The sequence below is a fragment of the Nocardia sp. NPDC051900 genome (assembly GCF_044452545.1).
GTDB classification, from domain to species: Bacteria; Actinomycetota; Actinomycetes; order Mycobacteriales; family Mycobacteriaceae; genus Nocardia; species Nocardia sichangensis.
This window is the reverse complement of sequence record NZ_JBITBU010000010.1, coordinates 225,357-245,531: the sequence shown is the minus strand read 5'-3', so window position 1 is coordinate 245,531 and position 20,175 is coordinate 225,357. Positions and strand designations below refer to the sequence as shown.

Annotated in this window: 18 protein-coding genes; 4 read left to right on the top strand and 14 right to left on the bottom strand. The window is 68.7% G+C overall.

Annotation, left to right across the window (positions count from 1 at the left end; genetic code table 11):
• Nucleotide 1 precedes the first annotated feature (1 nt).
• Nucleotides 2-1,096 carry a threonine aldolase family protein gene (locus tag ACIA5H_RS19515; RefSeq protein WP_397076988.1) on the top strand — a complete coding sequence of 365 codons (1,095 nt, stop codon included), beginning with the start codon at nt 2-4 and terminating at the stop codon, nt 1,094-1,096.
• A 124-nt stretch (nt 1,097-1,220) separates the two neighbouring features.
• On the opposite strand, the gene ACIA5H_RS19510 is transcribed toward ACIA5H_RS19515, so the two are convergent.
• Both ACIA5H_RS19510 and ACIA5H_RS19505 read right to left on the bottom strand, forming a co-directional pair.
• Nucleotides 1,221-1,565: a hypothetical protein gene (locus ACIA5H_RS19510; RefSeq protein ID WP_355073219.1), complete on the bottom strand. Its 345-nt coding sequence runs from the start codon at nt 1,563-1,565 to the stop codon at nt 1,221-1,223.
• Nucleotides 1,566-1,670: 105 nt separating this feature from the next.
• Entirely contained in the window at nt 1,671-2,534 is an 864-nt protein-coding gene (locus ACIA5H_RS19505; RefSeq protein ID WP_397076987.1) for an SDR family NAD(P)-dependent oxidoreductase, read from the bottom strand.
• Nucleotides 2,535-2,619: 85 nt separating this feature from the next.
• Between ACIA5H_RS19505 and ACIA5H_RS19500 the strand changes: the two genes are divergently transcribed.
• Nucleotides 2,620-3,441, top strand: a complete 822-nt coding sequence (locus tag ACIA5H_RS19500; RefSeq protein ID WP_397076986.1) for a helix-turn-helix domain-containing protein — start codon at nt 2,620-2,622, stop codon at nt 3,439-3,441.
• A gap of 487 nt (nt 3,442-3,928) precedes the next feature.
• On the opposite strand, the gene ACIA5H_RS19495 is transcribed toward ACIA5H_RS19500, so the two are convergent.
• Nucleotides 3,929-4,417, bottom strand: coding sequence for a DNA-directed RNA polymerase subunit beta (locus ACIA5H_RS19495; protein ID WP_397076985.1), 489 nt, complete (start codon nt 4,415-4,417; stop codon nt 3,929-3,931).
• Nucleotides 4,418-4,699: 282 nt separating this feature from the next.
• Between ACIA5H_RS19495 and ACIA5H_RS19490 the strand changes: the two genes are divergently transcribed.
• Nucleotides 4,700-5,626 (top strand): helix-turn-helix domain-containing protein, encoded by a 927-nt coding sequence (locus ACIA5H_RS19490; protein WP_397076984.1) that lies wholly within the window; start codon nt 4,700-4,702, stop codon nt 5,624-5,626.
• A complete protein-coding gene (locus ACIA5H_RS19485; RefSeq protein WP_397076983.1) occupies nt 5,623-5,829 on the top strand; it encodes a DUF397 domain-containing protein in 207 nt (68 codons plus the stop codon). The genes ACIA5H_RS19490 and ACIA5H_RS19485 overlap by 4 nt, the downstream gene beginning before the upstream one ends.
• 146 nt (nt 5,830-5,975) lie before the next feature.
• Here ACIA5H_RS19485 and ACIA5H_RS19480 read toward each other — a convergent pair whose 3' ends face one another.
• The 11 genes from ACIA5H_RS19480 to ACIA5H_RS19430 form a co-directional block, all read right to left on the bottom strand.
• Nucleotides 5,976-7,169 (bottom strand): glycosyltransferase, encoded by a 1,194-nt coding sequence (locus ACIA5H_RS19480; RefSeq protein WP_397076982.1) that lies wholly within the window; start codon nt 7,167-7,169, stop codon nt 5,976-5,978.
• A 259-nt stretch (nt 7,170-7,428) separates the two neighbouring features.
• A complete protein-coding gene (locus ACIA5H_RS19475; RefSeq protein ID WP_397076981.1) occupies nt 7,429-8,523 on the bottom strand; it encodes a glycosyltransferase in 1,095 nt (364 codons plus the stop codon).
• Nucleotides 8,520-9,887, bottom strand: coding sequence for a glutamate-1-semialdehyde 2,1-aminomutase (locus tag ACIA5H_RS19470; RefSeq protein WP_397076980.1), 1,368 nt, complete (start codon nt 9,885-9,887; stop codon nt 8,520-8,522). The genes ACIA5H_RS19475 and ACIA5H_RS19470 overlap by 4 nt, the downstream gene beginning before the upstream one ends.
• Before the next feature lie 160 nt (nt 9,888-10,047).
• Nucleotides 10,048-11,412: a GNAT family N-acetyltransferase gene (locus ACIA5H_RS19465; protein ID WP_397076979.1), complete on the bottom strand. Its 1,365-nt coding sequence runs from the start codon at nt 11,410-11,412 to the stop codon at nt 10,048-10,050.
• Nucleotides 11,409-12,767 (bottom strand): glycosyl hydrolase family 28-related protein, encoded by a 1,359-nt coding sequence (locus tag ACIA5H_RS19460; protein WP_397076978.1) that lies wholly within the window; start codon nt 12,765-12,767, stop codon nt 11,409-11,411. The genes ACIA5H_RS19465 and ACIA5H_RS19460 overlap by 4 nt, the downstream gene beginning before the upstream one ends.
• Nucleotides 12,764-14,029, bottom strand: a complete 1,266-nt coding sequence (locus tag ACIA5H_RS19455; RefSeq protein ID WP_379249814.1) for a Wzz/FepE/Etk N-terminal domain-containing protein — start codon at nt 14,027-14,029, stop codon at nt 12,764-12,766. Before ACIA5H_RS19455 ends, ACIA5H_RS19460 begins: the two co-directional genes overlap by 4 nt.
• Nucleotides 14,030-14,040: 11 nt before the next feature.
• Nucleotides 14,041-15,306, bottom strand: a complete 1,266-nt coding sequence (locus tag ACIA5H_RS19450; RefSeq protein ID WP_397076977.1) for a hypothetical protein — start codon at nt 15,304-15,306, stop codon at nt 14,041-14,043.
• Nucleotides 15,307-15,389: 83 nt separating this feature from the next.
• Complete coding sequence (locus tag ACIA5H_RS19445; protein ID WP_397076976.1) at nt 15,390-16,406, bottom strand: glycosyltransferase; 1,017 nt, start codon at nt 16,404-16,406, stop codon at nt 15,390-15,392.
• Nucleotides 16,403-17,674: a lipopolysaccharide biosynthesis protein gene (locus ACIA5H_RS19440; protein ID WP_356963501.1), complete on the bottom strand. Its 1,272-nt coding sequence runs from the start codon at nt 17,672-17,674 to the stop codon at nt 16,403-16,405. The genes ACIA5H_RS19445 and ACIA5H_RS19440 overlap by 4 nt, the downstream gene beginning before the upstream one ends.
• Nucleotides 17,675-17,820: 146 nt before the next feature.
• Nucleotides 17,821-18,951: a glycosyltransferase family 4 protein gene (locus ACIA5H_RS19435; RefSeq protein ID WP_397076975.1), complete on the bottom strand. Its 1,131-nt coding sequence runs from the start codon at nt 18,949-18,951 to the stop codon at nt 17,821-17,823.
• The gene (locus ACIA5H_RS19430; protein ID WP_397077025.1) at nt 18,948-20,024 is read right to left on the bottom strand and encodes a glycosyltransferase family 4 protein; all 1,077 of its coding nucleotides are present in this window, start codon (nt 20,022-20,024) and stop codon (nt 18,948-18,950) included. Before ACIA5H_RS19430 ends, ACIA5H_RS19435 begins: the two co-directional genes overlap by 4 nt.
• Nucleotides 20,025-20,175 lie beyond the last annotated feature (151 nt).

The following is a 20,175-nucleotide window of genomic DNA, read 5'->3' as shown; positions in this document are numbered from 1 at the left end:
GGTGAGCGACAACGCTACCGAGAGCGAGCCGCTACGCGGATTCGCCAGCGACAACAACGCCTCCGTACACCCGGAGATCATGGCGGCGCTGGCCGCCGCCAACGAGGGACATCAGCCGGCCTACGGCGAGGACGTCCACACCGCCCGGCTACGCGAGCTGATCAAAGGGCATTTCGGCGAGCGTGCCGAGGTCTATCCGGTCTTCAACGGCAGCGGCGCGAATGTGGTCGGGTTGCAGGCGATGTGCGACCGGTGGAGCGCCGTGATCTGCCCGGAGTCCGCGCACATCCACCTGGACGAGTGCGGCGCACCCGAGAAGGTGGCCGGGCTGAAAGTGATCCCGGTGCCAACTCCGGACGGCAAGCTGACGCCGGAGTTGCTCGACCGGTACGCATGGGGCTTCGGCGATCAGCACCACGCCCAGCCCAAGGTGGTCTCCATCACCCAGAGCACCGAACTCGGCACCCTCTACACGCCCGGTGAGATCGCGGCGATCGGCGCGATGGCGCGTGAGCGCGGCATGCTGCTGCACGTGGACGGCGCCCGGCTGGCCAACGCGGCCGCCGCGCTCGACCTGCCGCCGCGCGCGTTCACCACTGACGCGGGGGTGGACGTGCTGTCGTTCGGCGGCACCAAGAACGGCCTGATGCTCGGTGAGGCGATCGTGGTGCTCGACCCGGACGCGGTGCGCGGCGTGCAGTACCTGCGCAAGGGCGCGTTGCAGCTGGCCTCCAAGATGCGGTACGTGTCGGCGCAGTTCGTCGCGCTGCTGGAAGGTGACCTGTGGCTACGCAACGCGCGGCACGCCAACGCGATGGCGGCCCGGCTGGCCACGGCCGTCGCCCGGGTGCCGGGTGTCGAGATCGTACGGCCGGTCCAGGCCAACGCCGTCTTCGCCATACTGCCTCGGGAGGTCACCGAGCGGCTGCGGAAACGCTTCCGCTTCCACACCTGGGACGAGCGCACCGGCGAGGTCCGTTGGATGTGCTCGTTCGACACCACCGAGGCCGACGTGGACGCCTTCGCGACGGCGATCGCCCAGGAAATGGCCGCTCAGGACGCGTTCCCGGAAACCGCGGGCAACCGAGCACGATGATGAAACACCGGACGGGACGGCACACGTAGTGTCGTCCCGTCCGGGCATCCGCCAGGAGGTCTCATGCGCATAACGCCATGGGCGAGCATACCTCTGGCACACCGAATTCCGAAACGAAAAAAGCTCAGCCGCGCAGCGTGGTGACCGTGACCAGCGACGGTTGGATGAATGCCCCGTAGACCTCGATCGACACCCCGCCGGTCGGGGTTTCGGCGGCCCATTGGGCGTGCTCGGTGATCCCCTCGCCGAGAAGCGCTTTCGCTCCGGGCGACCATGCGACGGCCACCTGGCTCAGCACCGGTCCGAGGTTCAGGTTCGCGATCGCCGCGGATTCACCGTTGTCGAAGTAGACCTCCGTGCCACCGGGGAACGGATTCACCGCGACCGCCGAGGCACTCGCCCCGCCGAACGCAGCTGCCGAACCTCCCGCTACGAGCGCGACCAAGACCGTCATGACCCGTCGACGCATGCGAATCCCCTTTTCGTGTAAACGCACTGACCACGCGGCCAGTCATGTCACCCTTGCCGAGCAGGCAGCGTTCGGCAATTCGATGTGAGGCCAATCACATATACCCTATGACGTGCGCACCGCGGCATCGAATGCCCGCACATTGTCGGCAGCCCATTCGGCGAAAGTTCGCGCCCGTCCGAGTATCCGCCGCACGTCGTCGGTGACGATCGCGTTATGTCCCGCACGCACATAGGCTTGCCCCGCAAGCGCACCGTCCGCGAATTCAGCGGACATTCCGGAGGCCAGCATGTGTTGCCGCGCTCCGTTTTCCGGAATGTCGGCAACCTCCACCGTGCGGCCGGTCACGGTAGCCAAAGTGGCGGCCAAATCGTGCGTGGTGAGCAATTCCGGCCCGGTGAGGGTGTAGATCCGGCCCGCGTGCTCGGCGGAGACCAGCGCTTCGGCGGCGACACCGGCGACGTCGCGGGGATCGATCACACCCTGTGCGGCGGAGCCGGTCATATTCGGCACCGGCTGCCCGGCATGAATCGCGGCGGCCCAGCTCAGGGTGTTGGAGGCAAAAGAGCTGGGGCGCAGAATAGTCCAGTCGACTTCGCTCTCGCGTGCGGCTTGTTCACCGGGCAAATGCCAGGTTCCGACCCGGCCGAGTCCGGCATCGCCGGTGCCGATGGCGGAAAGTTTGACGATCCTGGCAACTTTCGCGTCCCGCGCGGTGGCGATGAGTGCCCGGTCGGCCTCCACATATTCCGGGCCCAGCACGCCGACGACGAACGCGGCCTCCGCACCGGCCATCGCCTTCGCCATTGACGCGAGGTCGGTGTAATCGCCGCGGACCACTTCGACGCCTGCGGGCACCTCCGCCCGGTCCGGGTTTCGGGTGACTGCGCGAACCGATATCCCCCGCTCGCTCAACTGCCGCACGATTTCACTGCCGATGGTGCCGGTCGCACCCGTGATCACGATCATGTGGACCACGGTGCCGGGCGTTCGCGCAGGTCTCTAGGAAATTCCGGCACACCTGGCGTGGCCGCGCCTGCCTACAGTGGATCCGGTGATCACCCTGCCGCGCGTCGTGACCGCCGATCTGGTCGAGACGTCCGAACCCGCACCGGAGTCGCTGCGGCCGTGGCTGGTCGAACTCGGCCGCATCCCCACCGTGCTCGACCTCTCCGAGCCGTTCGCGCACATTCCGCAGACGGCCACCACGATCGTGCTGCGCGCCGAACACGGAGATGCCGGTGCCACCCGCGCCGCGCTCGTCGTCGGCCCGCAGACGAAGGCCAGCTACTCGCGCGCGAGTAAACCCGCAGGTTGCGTGCGCCTTCGACTCGCGCCGGGCGCCGTCCCCGCCCTGCTCGGAGTCCCTGCGGCGGACCTCACCGATCGCGTAGCGCGACTGGACGACCTACCCGGCCCAGTCGCGCACCTCGCCGCCGAGCTGATCGAACTCGAGCACGACGAGGTCGTGCCGTACCTGGAGAACGAACTGCCGCGCCGCATCCCCGACGATCCGGCCCAGCGCGCCCACCGCCGACTGCTCGCCACCGCCGTAGCCACCATCGCCGCCGCCCACCCGCTCCCCGTCCCGGAACTCGCCACACGCCTCTCCGTCAGCGAACGCCAGCTCCGCAACCTGTTCACCACCGGAATCGGCGTCTCCCCGAAACACTTCGCCCGCATCGACCGCGTCCGGCGCGTCTTGTCCCGAGCCGAAGACACACCGTGGGCCGACATCGCGGCAGGCGCCGGCTACTACGACCAGTCCCACATGACAGCCGATTTCCGCAGCCTGATGGGCGTGCCGCCGACCTCGTTCCTCCGAGGTGAGGTGCCCGCCCCGTCCCCGTGCCGCGCACTCACCCGCTTCCGTTGATCGGGCGCGAACGATCGCAATACAAGCGTTCACAAGGGAGGCGGGGCAAGCCGTGTGCGCCGTCCGGGAGGATCTCCACCGCGTCGGGGTAATGGGTGTGCCGCCATTCCCGCGCGAAGGTCATCGCCGCCGTGGCGCATGCGGCGAAATCCATTCGCAGTCCGTGTAGGAATACGCTCACGTGAACGTCGTTCGATGGGTTCATGGATGAATCGCCACACATCACGCACCTGATCCCGGTGTGGACGTCGCGCACTCGCTCTCGACTCCGGCGGCATTCGTTTCGGTGCGGCGGAAGTATCGGTAGTCCTCGCGGCTGGCTATCACCGCCGCGACGAGCGTCGCGCACGATGAGTAGTCGCATTCGTAGTGCAGTTCCAGCGCCTTTCTGGCATTCGCGGGACTGGATACCGGCCAGTGTGGGTTGTCATGCGCGCGCCGGAACCGCAAATCATCGACGCGGAGGAACCGCCTCGTGCGCAATTCGTCATCCGACATGAGTTGTCCCCGACCTGTGCTGAGTACGCGGCATCTGGTCCGCCCACGCCCGGACGGCTTCGACCACGAACCTGCCTGCGGGGCGGAATGCGTTGCGCGGCGGCACTGTCCAGTGCCTGATTGCGCCTACCGCAGCGGTTGGCGAAGGCAGCGCGATCATCGCTCCCGTCCGCGCAACCGACACGTCCAGCCGGAACAGTTCGGCGAACAACCGCACGTCATCGGGCAGATCGGGCTGGATGAGGAAGGTCCAGCGCCCCGAACGCGGATGTCCCACAATCGGTCCCAACGGGACGCTTCTGTTGTGCATGTGCGCCTTCACCGCCTGCCCCAGGCGAGTGGGCATCGTCATCGCCCACACCGACCCGGCCCGCATCACGATCCGCCCGAGTTCCGGCGGGTCGACCACGGCGGGCAGACCGCACTCCTGCCGATAGAACAGGCATCGCGACAACGGTGTATCTCCACGCGTTTCCATCTGTACCCCCTTCTCGCACATCGAAAGACGGTTGACGAGCTCCCGGTTCCACCGACCCGCGAAATGCGGCCAGCCCTGCGAGCACACGCGCAGCACAGCAGTCCCACACCATGCATGGGTGATCCAATGAACGATTCGCGAAAACTGCTTCGTTTTCCCAGGTGACCACCCATACTTGCTGTTCGGTGGCACCCGTGACGCGACAGTAGCGTCATCCACAGCTCGGGGGTGGGGCCACCCACGAATGCAGTGCTTGCCATCTACCAGAAGGGGAACGCAGCAGTGGTCAAGCCGCTCACCAGGGGGAATTCACCGCGCAACACCGTGTCGTCGCCATCCATAGGGCGAACTCCGGGCGTGCCGCATCGGCAGCTGGGCCGCGTCTTACGTGCGATGCGCCTGGAATCCGGCCTGTCGATCCTGATGGCCGCGAAGGCGATCGGTCGTGGCTCCGGGACCTTGCAACGGCTCGAGACGGGCCACGCGAACAAGATCTCCGATTCCGACATCGACAGCTTGTGTCGGCTCTATCGGCAGCCCGAGCGCGCGAGTGAGCTGAAAGCTCTCGCCGCTCAACGTATGGAGCAGAGTTGGTGGGACGAGTACACCGACCAGGTAGCGCCCAGTTTCGGCGTATATCTGGGCTTGGAGTCTGCGGCCGAATCGGTGACCATCTATCGGCCGGACATCGTGTCCGGCTTGTTCCAGACACGCGAGTATGCCGAGGCTTTGGATCGGGTGTACTTCGTAGAAGATTTGCCCGAAGAACGTGAGCGGCGACTGCGCATACGGCGCGAGCGCCAGAACCTCATACTGCGCACAGTCTCCCCCCTCGAGGTCGACCTCGTGATCGACGAAGGAGTGCTTCGGCGAGTGGTCCACGGACCGCGGGTAATGGCGAGACTGTGCCGCCATCTTGCCGATTTGCCGCCGAACGTGTCGGTGAGAGTGCTGCCCGACGCCGCAGGCTACCCAGTGGGTACGACGGCTGGGCCGTTCACGATTCTCGATTTCGGCACCGACAGCGCAGGCAAAGCTCTCGAGCCCCCTGTCGTATATATCGAGAGTTACGCGGGCAGTATTCACCTCGAAAGGCCGGACAGCGTGCGCCGTTATCGCAACGCGTTTCAGAAGATTCAGCGGGTAGCGTTGGATCGCACCGAAAGCAAGCACCTGCTACGGCGGGTGGCAAAGGAGTACGCGCCATGAGCATGGACCTACCCGGGGCTCGCTGGTTCAAAAGCAGCCACAGCGGCGGCAAGGACGACTGCGTCGAGGTCGCGCACCTGGAAGGCGGCATAGTCGGCGTGCGGGACTCCAAGAGTCCGACCGGAGTGGCACTGGTGTTTACACCCGGCGCATGGGACACCTTCACCGCGCACGTGCTCAACGGCGAGTACGACCGGCCGTGATCTGAAGCCCGGTACGGCGACGAGCGACCCGTCGCCACCGGGCTACCTCGTACCCGTCCGCCTCCGTTTGCGACACCACTTCGAGGGTCGAACACAGCCGTACCTGGGCTGATCTCAGCGGGGTGCCGCCGACTGAGGGTTGATTCTCAACTGATCGCGTCGATCAGCAGTTTTGCAGCCACCGCCGCTCCGTCCGAACGGACCATCCCGCCCACTTCGTTCGCGCGCGCTCGGGTGGTAGACGCCAATGCGATGTCGAGAGCGGCAGACAATGACGCTGCGCTGGGGTCGGCTTCCGTACACGCCGCTCCGATGCCGAGGTCGACCACCCGGCGTGCCCAGTACGGCTGGTCCATCATCTGGGGTACCACCACTTGCGGGACGCCCGCCCGGGCGGCGGCGGTCGTCGTGCCCGCACCGCCGTGGTGGATGACGGCGGCGACCCGGCCGAACAGCGCTTGATGGTTGACCTCGCCGATGGCCATGCAGTCGGGCAGGTCATCGATGAGGGTCAGCTCGGCCCAGCCACTGGAAAGGAGGACTCGGCGGTCGTGGGCGCGGATCGCCTCGATTGCCGCACGGGCGATTCCGCTGCGCATCGGCATACTGCCGAACCCGACATACACCGGGGGTGTGCCCGCGTCCAGGAACGCCGACAAGTCGGTGGGCAAGGCGCGTTCGTCGGGGACGATCCAGGCACCCGTCTGTACCACGTTCAGTCGCGGCGATTGGGGCCATGGACCCAGCACCGGGTCCGCAGCCAGCCACGGACTCTCGGTGATGACGTGGTCGCGTACGTCGGTTACCGGCCCTAGCCCGAGCGCCGCCCGGCCGGTATCGAGCGCGTGGCCGAACTGCGCGTTCCAACCGTGGGTGTCGATTTCCCACAGCAACCGGTTGTCGATCGCCTCCGGTGCGGGTCGATCGCCCGGCAGCGGCATCGGCGGGTGATGTGGCGAGGGCAGACTGGTCGGCTGGTAGCTCACATACTGGTAGTGGATGCCGAGCTTCTCGGCGACGGACCGGGCCGCGACCTGTGTCACGCCGGCCGCGACCACGACGTCGCATCCTGCGGCCGCAGTGGCGATCGTGTCGAATTGGATTCTGGGCCAGTCCGTCACATACCGCGACAGCTCGGCCCGCGACGGCCTCCCGGCCCGCGAACCGGCCTTCAGCGGCCCCAGCGGCACTATCGGCACCCCCGAGTCAGCGCAACGCTGGGCGATATCCGGTGGCGCGCACACCCGCACCCGCGCCCCGAATTCCCGCAACCACAGCGCGAGCCCCAACATCGGCTCGCTGTCGCCGCGCGACCCACTCGCCGTCAACAGCACCCGCACGGGTCACCGACGCTCTACAGCTGGATGCACACTGATGCGCCTGGCCCGAACGAAGTCGACGATGCCGCCCATACCGACCATCATCGGCCCGGAACACGTTGCCACCCTGCGCATCCGTTCCCATCCCGGGGAACCGGTGATACGTCACGGCAGCCGGTGCTGCGACCGGCTCGACGAGTGAGCAGACGCGCTCGACCATGCGGCCAGGCAGATCACGCTCGCGGAGCAAACAGCGTTCGGCACTTCGCTGGGCGGCCGCTTACTGAGCGACGCACGCGGCCATCCGTGCCCGAAACGCGGTTGGTGCGAACGTTTCCGCGTGGGCGCGGACGATGCGCGGGTCGTAGCGGGCGGCGTCGAAGTCGGCCATCGCCGCGGCCAGGCGGGTGACGACGTCGGGATCGGCGCCCAGAGCGATGTGTTCGCCGGTCGTGCCCGGTCGTACCGTGTCGAGCGCGCCGCCCGCGCCGATGGCGATCACCGGAGTACCGCAGGCCATGGCTTCGACCGGGACGATGCCGAAGTCTTCCACGCCGGGCATGAGCAGGGCGCGGCAGCGTTGGTACATGTCCCGCAGGATGTCGGTAGAGGTGGCGCCCAGAAAAGTTGTCTCGGGTCCGGCGAGAGCTTCGAGCTGAGGCCGGAAGCGACCGGCGCCCAGCACGACCAGCCGTACGCCGGCGAGTTGCTCGGCTCGAATCGCGAGATCGGCGCGTTTGTAGGGAACGAGGCGACCGGCGCAGAGAAAGAATTCCTCCCGGGCACGTGTGGGATCGGGGGTGAAACGGTCGACATCGACGGGGGGATTGATCACGGTGGCGGTCAGGCCCCACCAGTCGCGGATCCGGTCGGCGACGGCGGTCGAGTTGGCGATCACCCGGGTCAGGCGCGGCGCGGCTCGTAGTTCGGTGCGGCGGGCCAGTGCGCCCAGGGCGCCGAGGGCGAACTGACCGGCCCGTCCGCCTGCTTCGCGGATGCGAAACTCACGATCCCAGGCCCATCGCGCGGGGCTGTGCACATAGGCGATCACGGGCGCGTCGGTGGCCAATGCGGCCTGAGTGGCGAACGAGTGGTGGCTGACGACCACGGCGTCATAGTCCCGCAAAGGCATACGACGTAGGGAGCGGGGAACGAACGGCAGCAGAGGGGCGTGCCGACCGCGGGTCGCTGTGTGGGCACGGGAGAGCCAGGTGTCGTGGACATGCCGGACGGGCGGACGGATTCCGTCCGGCGTGACGATCGGGGCGTAGATGTCCGCGCCGGGCCAGGTGCGGGCGAACTCGCCCACGACGGCTTCGGATCCGCCGAATTCGGTGAACCGTTCGTGGACGATGGCGATGCGAGGTGTGGTCATCGAGATGTGCTCGTTTCGATCTGCCGCGGCGCGGCGGTGCGGCGAATCGCGGGAGCGACCGATCGTCCGCGCAGCAGTCCATCGACGGTGCCGCGTTCGAGGGCGGTCCGGTACACCTGGGCCGCGGCCGCGCAAGCCGACAGGGTGGCGGCGATCGCGTCGTGGTCGTGTGCCGCCGAGGTGACGAAGGATTGCCCGAGCACTCCGCGTTGAAGCAGTTCTTGCAGGAACAATGTGCGGAATGCCTGGCACGGGTTCCCGTGGGAATCGAGGGTTTCGAAGATCAGGCAGGAGGAGCGACCGCGGACCCGGAGGTGGTCGCCGATGCCGAGTTCGGTGGCCAGCGCGGTGAACCCGGTCGCCAGTGCGGCGCCGGCCGCTTCCATTCGGGCGATCGGGTCGCCGGTCCGGTAGGCCGCGGCGACCGCGCGGAAGGCCGCCAGCCCGCTGGTTTCCGGTCCGTGCGTGGTGGACAGCAGAAACACGCGGTCGGCGTCGGTGCGCAGACCGCCCCGCTCCAGGTACTCGCGCCGTCCGGCGAGCGCCGATATGGGGAATCCGTTACCCATGGCCTTGCCCCAGCAGGACAGGTCGGGAGTTACGCCGTAGACGGACTGTGCGCCGCCTGCGGCCCAGCGAAATCCGGTGATCATCTCGTCGAACACCAGCAGGGTGCCGTGCCGGTCGCACAGGGCGCGCACGGCTTGGAGATAGCCGGGCTCGGGTTCCGCGGTCGCGGTGGCCGCCTCCATGACGACCGCGGCCACGGTGTCGCCCGCCAGGACCGCGGCGAGGGCGTCGGCGTCGTTGTAGGGAAACCGGACGGTTTCGACGCCGACATGAGCGGGGATGCCCGCCGACATCGGTGTCGTAGCGATGAACCAGTCGTCGACCGAGAAGAACGGCTGCTCGCAGACGGCGATCCGCTGGCGACCGGACACGGCCCTGGCCAGCCGTACGGCGGCGGTCGTGGCATCGGAGCCGTTCTTGGCGAACTTGACCATGTCCGCACCAGGAACCAGATCCAGGAAGTCCTCGGCCGCGAGCAGCTCCAGCTCGGTCGGCCTGCTGAAGTTCACTCCGTCGGCGATCGTGGTCGTCACGGCGTCGAGAACCGGTGCGAAGGCATGGCCGAGGGTGACCGAACGCAGTCCCATCCCGTATTCGACGTACTGGTTGCCGTCGGCATCCCAGACTCGGCATCCGTTGCCGCGCACCAATATCGGCGCCATCTGCTCGGGGTATTGATCGGCTCCGCGGGCGTAGGTGTGCGCGCCGCCCGGCACCAGCTCGTGCAGCCGACGCTGCAGCGCATTGCTGCGGGCGAACCCGTGGTGCGGTGGGAGGCCGGGGTGCAGAGTCATCTGGTGCTCCGTATGCGGTGCGGGCAGGATACCGGCGGAAGCCGTACAGCAGGCCGGTGCCGGTGAAGCGTCGGACGGGGATACGCTCCGGCGTCGAGGAGGTCGCGGGACCGGCCGGAGGTGTTGGGGTCCTGCGCCGGGGCGCGCCCGGTCGCCGAACTCACGGGACCGGCTCCCCACGCACCGGCGCGTCATCCGGGGCAGCCGTGCGGGCCGGATGACTGTACGCCCAGAGGTCGTGATCGCCGCGGGGTCCGAAGACATCGAGGTGCCCGCGCATCCGCCCCTCCTCGGCGAACCCGGCCGCGGCGACCGCAGCCGCTGCGGCGACGTCGGATACCGGGATCGCGATGGCGACGCGGAGAATCTCCAGCCGTTCGGTCGCATGGCGCACCAGCAGGCGGAGCACGCTCGCGCGGGTTTCCGGGCGAGCCGACGCGTCGGTCCAGACGCTGAGCCGGATGTTGCGATCGAACATGTCCAGCCCGTGCAGCCGGGCTTCGCCGACGAAGCGGCCGTCGTCGAGGATCGCCAGCGTCAGCCCTGGCCCGGAACGCAGGCCTGCCCTGGCTTCGGCGAGTTCGGCCAGCCAGTAGCGCAGGGAATGTCGGCGCAGCCACGCGGCCGGTGACATGTGCGGATCACGTGCCAGCGTCGCCCGGTTGCGGATACGGGCCGCGCGGCGCTGCCGGAAGTCGGAGACACGGCGTGACCGCACCAGCACCCCGGCGCGGTCATCGGAGTCGGATAGGGCGACGGCGGCGCTGCCCCGTAACCACCTGAACACCCGGCGCAATCGGGAAAGCTGGTACCGCAGACGCGCGGCTGCGATGCTCACGCGGGGCGGCCCGTGCGGGACAGCGGGGGCGGCAGGCAGTTGTGTCGTCGTCGGGTGGATGCGCTGCCGGGCCAGGTAGACGGCGGTGAACCCGCGGTCGGGCCGATCGGGGCGGGTCACCGCCCACAGCTCGTGGTCGCGGCGTGCGCCACCGGCATCGAAATAGGCGGTCATCCGGGCTTCGTACCGCAGGCCCGCCGTGGCTGCGGCCTTGGCCGCGGCGATGTTGCCGGGTGCGATCGGTGCGGTGATTCGCATGAGGCCGAGACTGTCGAAACCGAAGTCCGCCATCATGGTCAGGGCGAGAGCGCCGATACCGCCGCGCGCGACCGCGGAGCTGATCCAGATGCCGAGTTCGGCGCTGCCCGCCGCCGCGTCGATCGAGGCAAGTTCGACCTGTCCGGCGAACCGGCCGGCCACCTCGATGACCATGCTCACCCGCCGCACGGCGCGTGCCTCGGCCCAGTTGTCGAGGCATTCCCGCACCCAGTGGCGGGCGGTGTGGCGGTCGGGCCAGTCCTGATCCGAGCTGACCCAGTAGGGCTCCATGATCGCGCGATCACGGAGCCGGATCCGCCGCCACTCAGCGAAGTCGTCGAAGCGCGGCGGCCGCAACCGCACCGGCGTTCCGAGGGGACCGGTGATGGTCGGCTGCGCTTCGATACGGCGGTATTGTCGTCGGGTCATCCGCCGGGACGCTTCCTGCCGAGCGCGACCGTGCCGAGCTTTCCGTCGTCGGAGACCGTGAGCCGCCAGTAGCCGCCGTCGGGCGCCTTGAGCACCGGACCGTTGTCGGCGCGCTCGCAGACCCAGGTTCCATCGGCGGTCACCGCGGCGCGGACGGCGCCGTCGCTGCTCTGTGCCTGGAACACGTCCGCGCCGTGCGGCCCCGCTTGGGATACCACGGTGCCGGTGAACCGCGGAGTGCGCATGCCCTTGCGGCCGATGACGTTCCAGCCGCCCGGAAACGTCTCGACGGGAATGTCGTCGGTGATCCCCGAGATCAATCCGAGCGCGGTGCCTTCCGGACAGCCGACCGGATCCACCCGCACCGGGATGCCCGGCGGCTGCGACTCCGCGTCGAAGATCACGTTCGCCAGATACGGCTGTCGGCAGTAGTTCAGTTCGAGCCCGACCGAACGGGCCGCGACCTTCGCGTTGACCATGCCGAACTGCGCGGGCCCGCCGCGCCCGTTCTCGCCGACCGACACGGCGACGTCGGCTCCTTCGAACCACACGTTGGTCAGCCACCAGTCGTTGGCGGCGCCGTCGACCCGCAGGTGCCGGTGGGTGGTGAGCGGGTTCTGGTCGGAGACGAATTCGACGTTGGTGAGCGCCAGCCCGGCGTTGTGGTCGTTGCCGGTGCCGAGGACGCCGGTGTGATTACTGGTGAACTTCGAGGAGGTGACGTAGTTCTGGATACAGGATGTGGTCAGTCCGATCCCGAAGTTGTTGATGTCGCAGTTGATGAAGGCGGTGCCGCCGGTGTTGTCGCGCAACACGACTCCGCGCTGGGTCAGGTACCGGGGATGGTTGTCGGCGAGGTGGTTGCCGCGCAGTACCACCGCGTCGAAGGAGCAGCGAAAGCATTCCGACAGGTCGACCGCCGTCGAGCCGGGACCTGTCGTGTAGATGCCCAGCCTGGCGAAACGGACCCGGCTGCGCTTGCGCAGCCGCACCAGAGTGCCCTCGCCCGCGTAGACGATCGTGGTGACGTCGGCGCCGTCACCGAGAATCGTGGCGTAGTCCGGCAGATCGGGCATCGACTCGACCCGGTAGTGCCCGGCGGGCAGGTAGAGCACCAGCGGCTCATCCGGGTCCTTGGCCACGGCTGCGGCCAAAGCCTTGGTGTCGTCGGCGATACCGTCTCCGACGGCTCCGAAGTCCCGGACGTTACGTGCCGCGGGCGCATCGGTGGTCGGCGACCGGAACTGCGGGTCGTCCGGCTCGGCTGTGGTGCAGGCGGCGGTGATCGGAAGTACCGCCGCCGCACCCAAAGTCGCGGCGAGCAAGCGGCGCCGCCGGAGAATGTCGTCGCTCATACCCTCAACCATCCCACCAGTCGGTCCGCCGCCGATCCGGGCGCGTGGTAGCCGACCACGCCGGTCGGCCCGGACGTGCCGAACGCGGTCAGGGCGGTACGCAGCCGCGGTTCGGTGAGTCTGCCGAGATCGGCGACGCCGAGGATGGCATCGGACAACGGCGCGACGGCGACCGCGTCGGCGGCACGACTGACCGGTGCGGTCTCGATGATCACGCGGTAATAGCGCTCGCGCAGATCGGCGATGAGATGGGCGAAGTGTTCCGAGGCGATCAGGTCGGACGTATCCGGCTCGATGTGCCCGATCGGCAGCACCGCGACCCCGGTCCCGCCCCAGTCCTCGGTGATCGCCCGGTCCAGCGGTACACCGCCGCGCAGCAGCGTCGTGAGGCCTGGACCGGGCACCGTGCCGGAGCTTCCGTCGCCGGAGGTGTCGGCGTCGACGAGGATCACCGGATGACCGGCATCGGCGAAGGCCAGCGCCAGGGTGTTCGCCACCTTTGATTGTGATCGGTCGGTGAGGCTGGTGCATTCGATGATCTGGGCGCCCCGCAGGTGATTACGCAGTCGCCGGGCCGCCTCGGAGGTGGATTCTCCCTGGTCGAACGCGGCGACCACCGGGACCGGCGCGACCTCGGCGAGGTTGCTACTGGTGCGAATACGCCGGTCGGTGCGTTCGCGCAGAAATGCGGCCGCGAAGCCGAGCAGCAGTCCACCGAACAAGCCCATGGCGACGAACCGGCTCGTGCCGGGGCCTGCCGGAGCGGCCGGTAGCCGGGCACGGTCGACGACCGAGACGCGGGCGGCGGGAGCAGCGCCTGTTTCGATCGATTCGAGACTGTCGACCAGAGCCCGGAACTGAGCGACCGTGGCGTCGGTGAGATCACGCGCCCGCTGCGCGGTGGGCGCGGAGACCGCGATCTCCAGGATCGTGCTCGCGGGCGGCGACGAGGCGGTGATCCGGCCGCGGAACTCGTCCGGCGATTCCGTCAGCCCTTGGTCGTGGACGACCCGCTCAGCTACCGCGGCGCTGGTGGCCAGTTCGAGATAGGACCGCACGCGCTGCTGGGCCGCCAGACCGCCCTGGTAGGAGTCGTTGACCGAGGTGCCGGTGGCCATCGAGACGTACATCGTGCTGCTGGCCACGTACGTCACGGCGCGGGAGGAGGCGTACCAGACGCCGGCCACCGTGACGGTCAGCGCGATGGCGGCGATCAGCATCCACCGCCGCCGGACGATATGCCAGATATCGATCAAACCCATGAACTGCGACCTCATGTCTTGGTAACTGCTGAAGCGTGCGCCGGTGACGGGAGCGGCGTCGGGCGGCGGCGGAATTCCGTGACGATCAGATGGACGAACCAGGCGAGCACGGCCGACTGGGCGAACTTGCCGAGATTCTCGAAACTGCCGAGAATCCCGCGTTCGAACAGGGTGGAGGCGCCGGTGATCGCGAGCCCCAGCACCAGGACCGGGAAGAACCGCGAATACAGTGCGCGCTCCCACGCGAGCAACAGCCCGAAAGTGAACACGACGGCGACGAGCACGCCGACCTCACCGCCGAGCAGATAGCCTTCGTTCACGTTGCCCTCCGCGAGGGACACCGACACGGTGCTCATATCCACCGACGCGCCACGCACGTCGTTCGCCCAGGCCGTACCGGATTGGAGCTTCTCGATACCGAGTACCTGCGCCGGGATCAGGCTCAGGCTCGCGTGGTGGAGAACCTCGCCGGGCGACAGCCAGCCCCCGGGACCGACGAAGTACGCGTCGGTGGCGGCTTCGAGCAGGTCGAAGCGCCGCAGGATACTCAGGAACGGCCGGACGTTCTCCGGGTAGCGGGAGTCGACGAGTGCCGCGTCGAGCGCGGCCGTGCCGGAGTTCTTGAACGACTGCAGCCAGCCGAATCCGGCGACGCCGAGCACGCCAATCAGCACCACGCCGATCGTGGTGCGCCGGTTCCAGCCGAGCATCGAAAACCGCACGGCCAGCGCGAGTGCGGCGGCGAGGATCGGTGTCTTGGACTGCACGGCCGACGACCAGTACAGCTCGCCCGCGAACAGCGCGCCGAGCGCCAGCGCCGTGGTCTGCGGCCGTGCAGGCCGGAGGAAGACGATCATTCCGAGCGCCGCGATCCCGGCGAACGTGGCGACGAAGCTGAGCAGGGGGTTGCCGCTGCTGACCTCACCGGCCGCGCCCAGCGATCCGGTGGCCACCGATGCCGCCCGGCCCAACAGTCCGAGCCCGTAGAGCACGATCAGCGTGGGCATCACGTCGGGGTCTTCGACCGCGGCCGGGACGGTGCTCCGGGGGTGCCGCCGCCGCCAGAGCGCGTAACCGATCACCAGTAGCGCGTAACACCACAAGCCGAACACCACGTGGTCGAGCACCAGACCGATCCCGCGGTCGTATCCCAGTCCGGCCAGCCGGGGGTCGGAGATGTTGTCGCCGTAGTGCGGATCGGGCAGCACCGCGAGCAGCACCAGCGGTCGCGCCACGTAGGACAGCGACCAGAACAGGGCCTGCGCGATGAAGAACACGCGGGCGATGCCGGGAACCCACAGCGCGGCCGCCGCAACCGTGACCAGTGCAGCCGCGACGGCGGCTATATCGGTGTAGGCGTTCAGTTCCCGACCTCCGCGGCGAGGCCGATGATCTGCCGGGCGCGATCCACGTAACGATGCCCCTCGGCGGTGATCCGCCGGTGCCCGGCCGCCGCGACCTCGGCCGCGCGCTCCGGGTGGGCGGCCACCCAATCGAGAATCGAGACCAGTTCGTCGGTGCCGTCAAACAGGAAGCACTCGACGGTGTCGCGCAACAGCTCGGCGTGTTCGCCGGTGCGTTCACCGACGAACAATCCACCGGCCGCGGGCACCTCGAAGGTACGGCAGGTGTGGGTGTCGCGGTTGCCGGAGTTGAGCAGCACCAGATTGGCTGTCACCTCGGCGACCGCCGCGGAGTATTCCGGACCGTACACCGCGCCGCCGACGACGGCGCGGGTGGCGCGCAACTCAGGAACCCGGCGCCAGCCGGGGCCGCGGACCAGCAGGCGCGGTCCGTAGCGGCGTGCCAGCGACACCAGTTCGGCGCGTCGGTCGGGTCGGCAGACTCCGATGAAACCGACCAGATGATCACCTGTGCCTCTGCGCGCCGCCGGATGATGCCAGGCCGGGTCGTAGGCGCTGAGCACGAAGCCCGCGGCACGGGCGCCACGCGCCAGCAACTCCGGCACGTTGTGCTGTTTGGTGGTGACGATGAGGTCCCAGCCGGGTTCGGCGGCCAGGTAGGCATCGGTCAGGTTCTCGGGATTGGACACGTCGTCAGGGCTGTAGTGCACATGCAACGCGGCGGGCACGTCGAGCAGTCGCTGCTGGTCCAGATGGATTCCCTTGAACACGAACAGCATCTCGGGCCGGAATGCGGCAGCGTTTCGTTCGATCTCGGCGTGTACCCGTTCGACTGTGCGCCGGTCGCGTCGGCCGGTCGCCTTCGCGTACACCCACGGCGGCGACAGCCTGGCCGGAAGAGTCACCGGTGTGGAGTCGACCACGAGCACGTCGTGGCCGGCCTGACGAAAGCCGTCGGCCAGCGAACGCGCGTTGCTGCCGAGCCAGTCGTCGCCGACGAACAGAATTCTCATGGTCGGATTTCCTTCCGGGGCACGATCGGCAGCGGCACGGTGTCGGCTTCGGCCCGATCCCGGCGCGTCAGGAAGCGCACCCGCAGCAAATGCCAGGTGGCGACGGTGATTTCGGCCACCAGCAGGCCGTAGACCAGAGTGTGCACCGAGCGGGTCCGCACGGTCAGCACCAGTGCGCCCGCGGCGACGAGAGTCCCCAGCAGCGCGCCGATCAGGACGCCGGTGGTGTCCTGGCGCACCGGCAGGATGGCCGTGGTGATGAAGGAGGTGACCGTCGTGGCGGGCAGAATCAGCACCTCGATCCGCAACAGGCCGGTGGACGCGGCGAACTCGGTACCGAAGACCAGCCGGATGAGCAGTGGCGCGGCCAGCCAGATGCCGACCGAGGCGAGTGCGGCGACGGCGACGGTCACGGCCAGCGCTTGCAGGCTGTGCCGCCAGAACCCGTGGTCGTCGCCGCGCCGGGCCATCCGTGGCAGCAGCGCGAAGCCGATGGCGTCGAGCAGGGATTGGACCGCGCGCACCAGGCGGTCGCCCGCCGAGTACAGCCCCAGCGAGATGGCGTCGAGCACGGTCGAATACAGCGTCGCCGCGCCCTGACCGTAGCCGGTGACCAGCAACCGGGAGACGAACACCGGAACGCTGCGGCGCAGCACGACGCCGTAGTAGCGAGGACGAGCAGGCGACCCGTACCGGCGCCAGGCGTCCCACCATGTCAACGCCACCGTCGGCACGGAGGACAGCAGTAAGCACAGCAGGGCGATGTGCGAGTTCGGCAGCTGGGGAAGCAAGCCGACCAGCAGCCCGAGATAGCACAGCCGGCCGATGGTCTGATACGCGGTGGAGGTGCCGAATCGTCCCTCACCGATCAGCAGCCAGTCCTCCGACAGGGACCAGAAGCCACCGACGAACAGCCCGAGCAGCACCATCTGCGCTGCTTCCGGCACGCGCACGGCCGAGGCTACGGCGAGCGCGGCACCGAACAGCGTCGCCGTGGTGAGCCGGATGGCCAGATAGTCGCCGCGCAGCTGGTTGATCTCCCGCAAGCGGGTGTCTTTGCGCGCGTTGATTTCCGGCACGCGGGCGGACAGGAACTGCGTGACTCCCAGATCCACGACGAGCGAACCGATGAAGTAGGCCGACATGCCGATGGCGAGCAGGCCGAGACCGTTGGCGCCGAGCACCCGGGCGATCAACGGCACGGTCACGACCGTGACGATGTACTGACCGTATCTGCCGAAGCTCACCAGGGCGATATCGCCGAGCACCTCGAACCGGCTCGGCTTGCTGTGCGCGCCACCACCTCCCGGCCCGCGCGCCCCGTCGGCGCGCCGGTGCACCCCGCGGGGGCGCGGGGGCAGTTCGACGCGGGGGAAGACGTCGGTGGTGAGCGTGGCCAGGTAATCGGGTTCGGTCACGGCGGCGCCACCTCGTCGAGGAAGCGGGTGACCACATGTGCCGTGGCGCGGATGTCGAAGTCGCGCGCGCGGTCGGCGCCCGCGGCGGCGATCCGGGCGCGTGCGACCGGATCGCCGAGCAGTTCGGTGAGAGCCGCGGTGAGGGCGGCTTCGTCACCGGCAGGAACCAATCGGCCGGTACGCCCGTCGTCGATGATCTCGGCCGGGCCGCCGGGCACCGTAGCGATCACCGCGCAGCCCGCGGCCATACCCTCCACGACCACCTGCCCGAACGGCTCGGGCAGCACCGAGCAGTGCACGAGCACGTCGGCCTCGGCGAGGTAGCGGTCGGGGTCGTCGACGTGACCGGTGAAGGTCACGGCCAGACCGAGTTCGTCGGCGAGTCGTTCCAAGTACTGCCGAAACGGCTGATCGTCGAAGAACGTGCCGCCGACGAGGTACACCGCAGCAGGCCGGGTCGGCACCGCCGCCAGGGCCCGCAGGAATACGTCCTGGCCTTTCCAGGGGCTCAACCGTCCCACGACGACAACGACCGCGTCGGCGGCCGCGCGGCCGCGCGGCGACGGCGGCGCGGCAGGCAGGGCGACGCCCGGATAGGCGACGGCCGCCGGGACACGCGCGGGCAGCGTGGCACGGGTGCCGTGACTGTTGGCGAGCAGTCCCCGGCAGACCAGGGCGGCCAGCAGCCGGATCGTGGTGGCCGGGAGCAAGCCGAAGTAGTCCCGGGACACCCGGTCGTGGACCTGCCAGACGAGCGGCACCCGCGCGCGGCGGGCCGCGACCGCCCCCAGCACGAGCGCTTTGCTGCTCTCCGCGACCAATACCCGAGCGCGCAGCTCGCGGACCGCTCCACCGACCGTCCAGCCCAGCCGCAGCAGCGCGAGAAACCCGGTGATCAGCCGCAACGGACCGGATGCGGTGGTCATCGCCCGGCTGTCGAATCGGCCTGTCACGACACGAGTCCCGATCCCCGCGTCGCGGGCACGGGCCATCACCGGACCGTCCTCGGTGCACACCAGCGCCACTTCGGTGCCCTGCGCCCGCAGCGTGCCCAGCAGCCGCAGGGTGGCCAATTCGGCTCCGGAGGGCGCGGCGGTGTGGCCGAGGAAGACGGCGGGTCCGCTCATACGAGCTCCCGGTACAGCGCCGCGTGCCGCCGGGCGGCGACATGCCAGCTGAAAGTCTCCGCGTGGGCGCGGCATTGCGCCGGCGTGGGCCGACGGCCAGCGATCGCCGCGCTGATCCGAGCCGCGAGCGCGGTGGGGTCGCCGGGCGGCACGATCAGCGACGGATCCAGGCCCTGTACGGCGTCGGGCAAACCACCGCACCGGGTGACCACCGGCGCCCGGCCCGCGGCGAGCGACTCGAGGGCGATCAGGCCGAATCCCTCCAGGGCTACGGTCGGCACCACCGTGAGTGCGGCGGAGGTATAGCGGGCGGCCAACTCATGGTCGGGAATCCGGCCGGTGAACTCGACGCTGCCGTCGAGCCCACCCTCGGTGGCTCCGCGCCGGAGATCCGCCTCGGCGCTGCCGGTTCCGACGATGACCAGACGAGCCTCCGGGTGTTCGGCGAGCACCCCGGGCCAAGCGCGCAGCAACACATCGATCCCCATCCGGCGCTCCAGCCGACGCACACAGAGCACGACCGGCGCAGACGCGGGGACGGGGGCGGGGCGGAACCGGGTGAGATCGACCCCGGGCGCGATCACCTCGATGCGATCGGGCGCGATGCGGTAATCGTCACACAGCACGTTGCGGAAGTGTTCCGAGAGCACAACGAAATGATCCGCGCAAACGTATCGCATACGTTCGATGAGGTATTTGGCGAAGGCTGCGACGGGATGCTGTCCGTGCATTCGACTTTCCGCCGCCCACGGGCCGTGGAAATGCACGACGAGTGGTAGCCGACGACCACGCCGGTCCCTGGCGGCCGGGCCGTAGAGGCAGAAGTGGCGATCCACGATCGTGCCGGGGTCCAATGCGTCGCGAGCGCAGAACGCGGTGCGGGCGCGGCGCAGGGTCGACCCGCCGACCGGCCCCCAGGATCGGGCCCCGGCATGCGTCCGGTCAGGCAGTCCGAATGCGGCGGCCGACATCGAAATCCCTGGTACATCCGATAAAGCGCCGTGCAAGTCCGTGAAATATCGGCCCAGGCCGCCGGGCGCGGCGCCGAACCATTCCGATCCGGTCATGTGCACCTTCACCGCGCCGGACGCACTCGTCATGACCCGATCCCTTCGTCCCGTTCGCCGCACCGTGAAGTCGTCTGCCGAACTCGTTCACGGCCGGAAAGTATAAGGCCGCGCACCGGATTCATCCTGGTCGCGCAGAGGATGGGCAACTGATATC

Excerpts from the sequence above, each read along its gene's own strand:
- ACIA5H_RS19510 (WP_355073219.1), bottom strand. The coding sequence starts at position 1,565 with ATGCGTCGACGGGTCATGACGGTCTTGGTCGCGCTCGTAGCGGGAGGT.
- ACIA5H_RS19505 (WP_397076987.1), bottom strand. The coding sequence starts at position 2,534 with ATGATCGTGATCACGGGTGCGACCGGCACCATCGGCAGTGAAATCGTG.
- ACIA5H_RS19495 (WP_397076985.1), bottom strand. The coding sequence starts at position 4,417 with ATGGAAACGCGTGGAGATACACCGTTGTCGCGATGCCTGTTCTATCGG.
- ACIA5H_RS19485 (WP_397076983.1), top strand. The coding sequence starts at position 5,623 with ATGAGCATGGACCTACCCGGGGCTCGCTGGTTCAAAAGCAGCCACAGC.
- ACIA5H_RS19475 (WP_397076981.1), bottom strand. The coding sequence starts at position 8,523 with ATGACCACACCTCGCATCGCCATCGTCCACGAACGGTTCACCGAATTC.
- ACIA5H_RS19470 (WP_397076980.1), bottom strand. The coding sequence starts at position 9,887 with ATGACTCTGCACCCCGGCCTCCCACCGCACCACGGGTTCGCCCGCAGC.
- ACIA5H_RS19465 (WP_397076979.1), bottom strand. The coding sequence starts at position 11,412 with ATGACCCGACGACAATACCGCCGTATCGAAGCGCAGCCGACCATCACC.
- ACIA5H_RS19460 (WP_397076978.1), bottom strand. The coding sequence starts at position 12,767 with ATGAGCGACGACATTCTCCGGCGGCGCCGCTTGCTCGCCGCGACTTTG.
- ACIA5H_RS19455 (WP_379249814.1), bottom strand. The coding sequence starts at position 14,029 with ATGGGTTTGATCGATATCTGGCATATCGTCCGGCGGCGGTGGATGCTG.
- ACIA5H_RS19445 (WP_397076976.1), bottom strand. The coding sequence starts at position 16,406 with ATGAGAATTCTGTTCGTCGGCGACGACTGGCTCGGCAGCAACGCGCGT.
- ACIA5H_RS19435 (WP_397076975.1), bottom strand. The coding sequence starts at position 18,951 with ATGAGCGGACCCGCCGTCTTCCTCGGCCACACCGCCGCGCCCTCCGGA.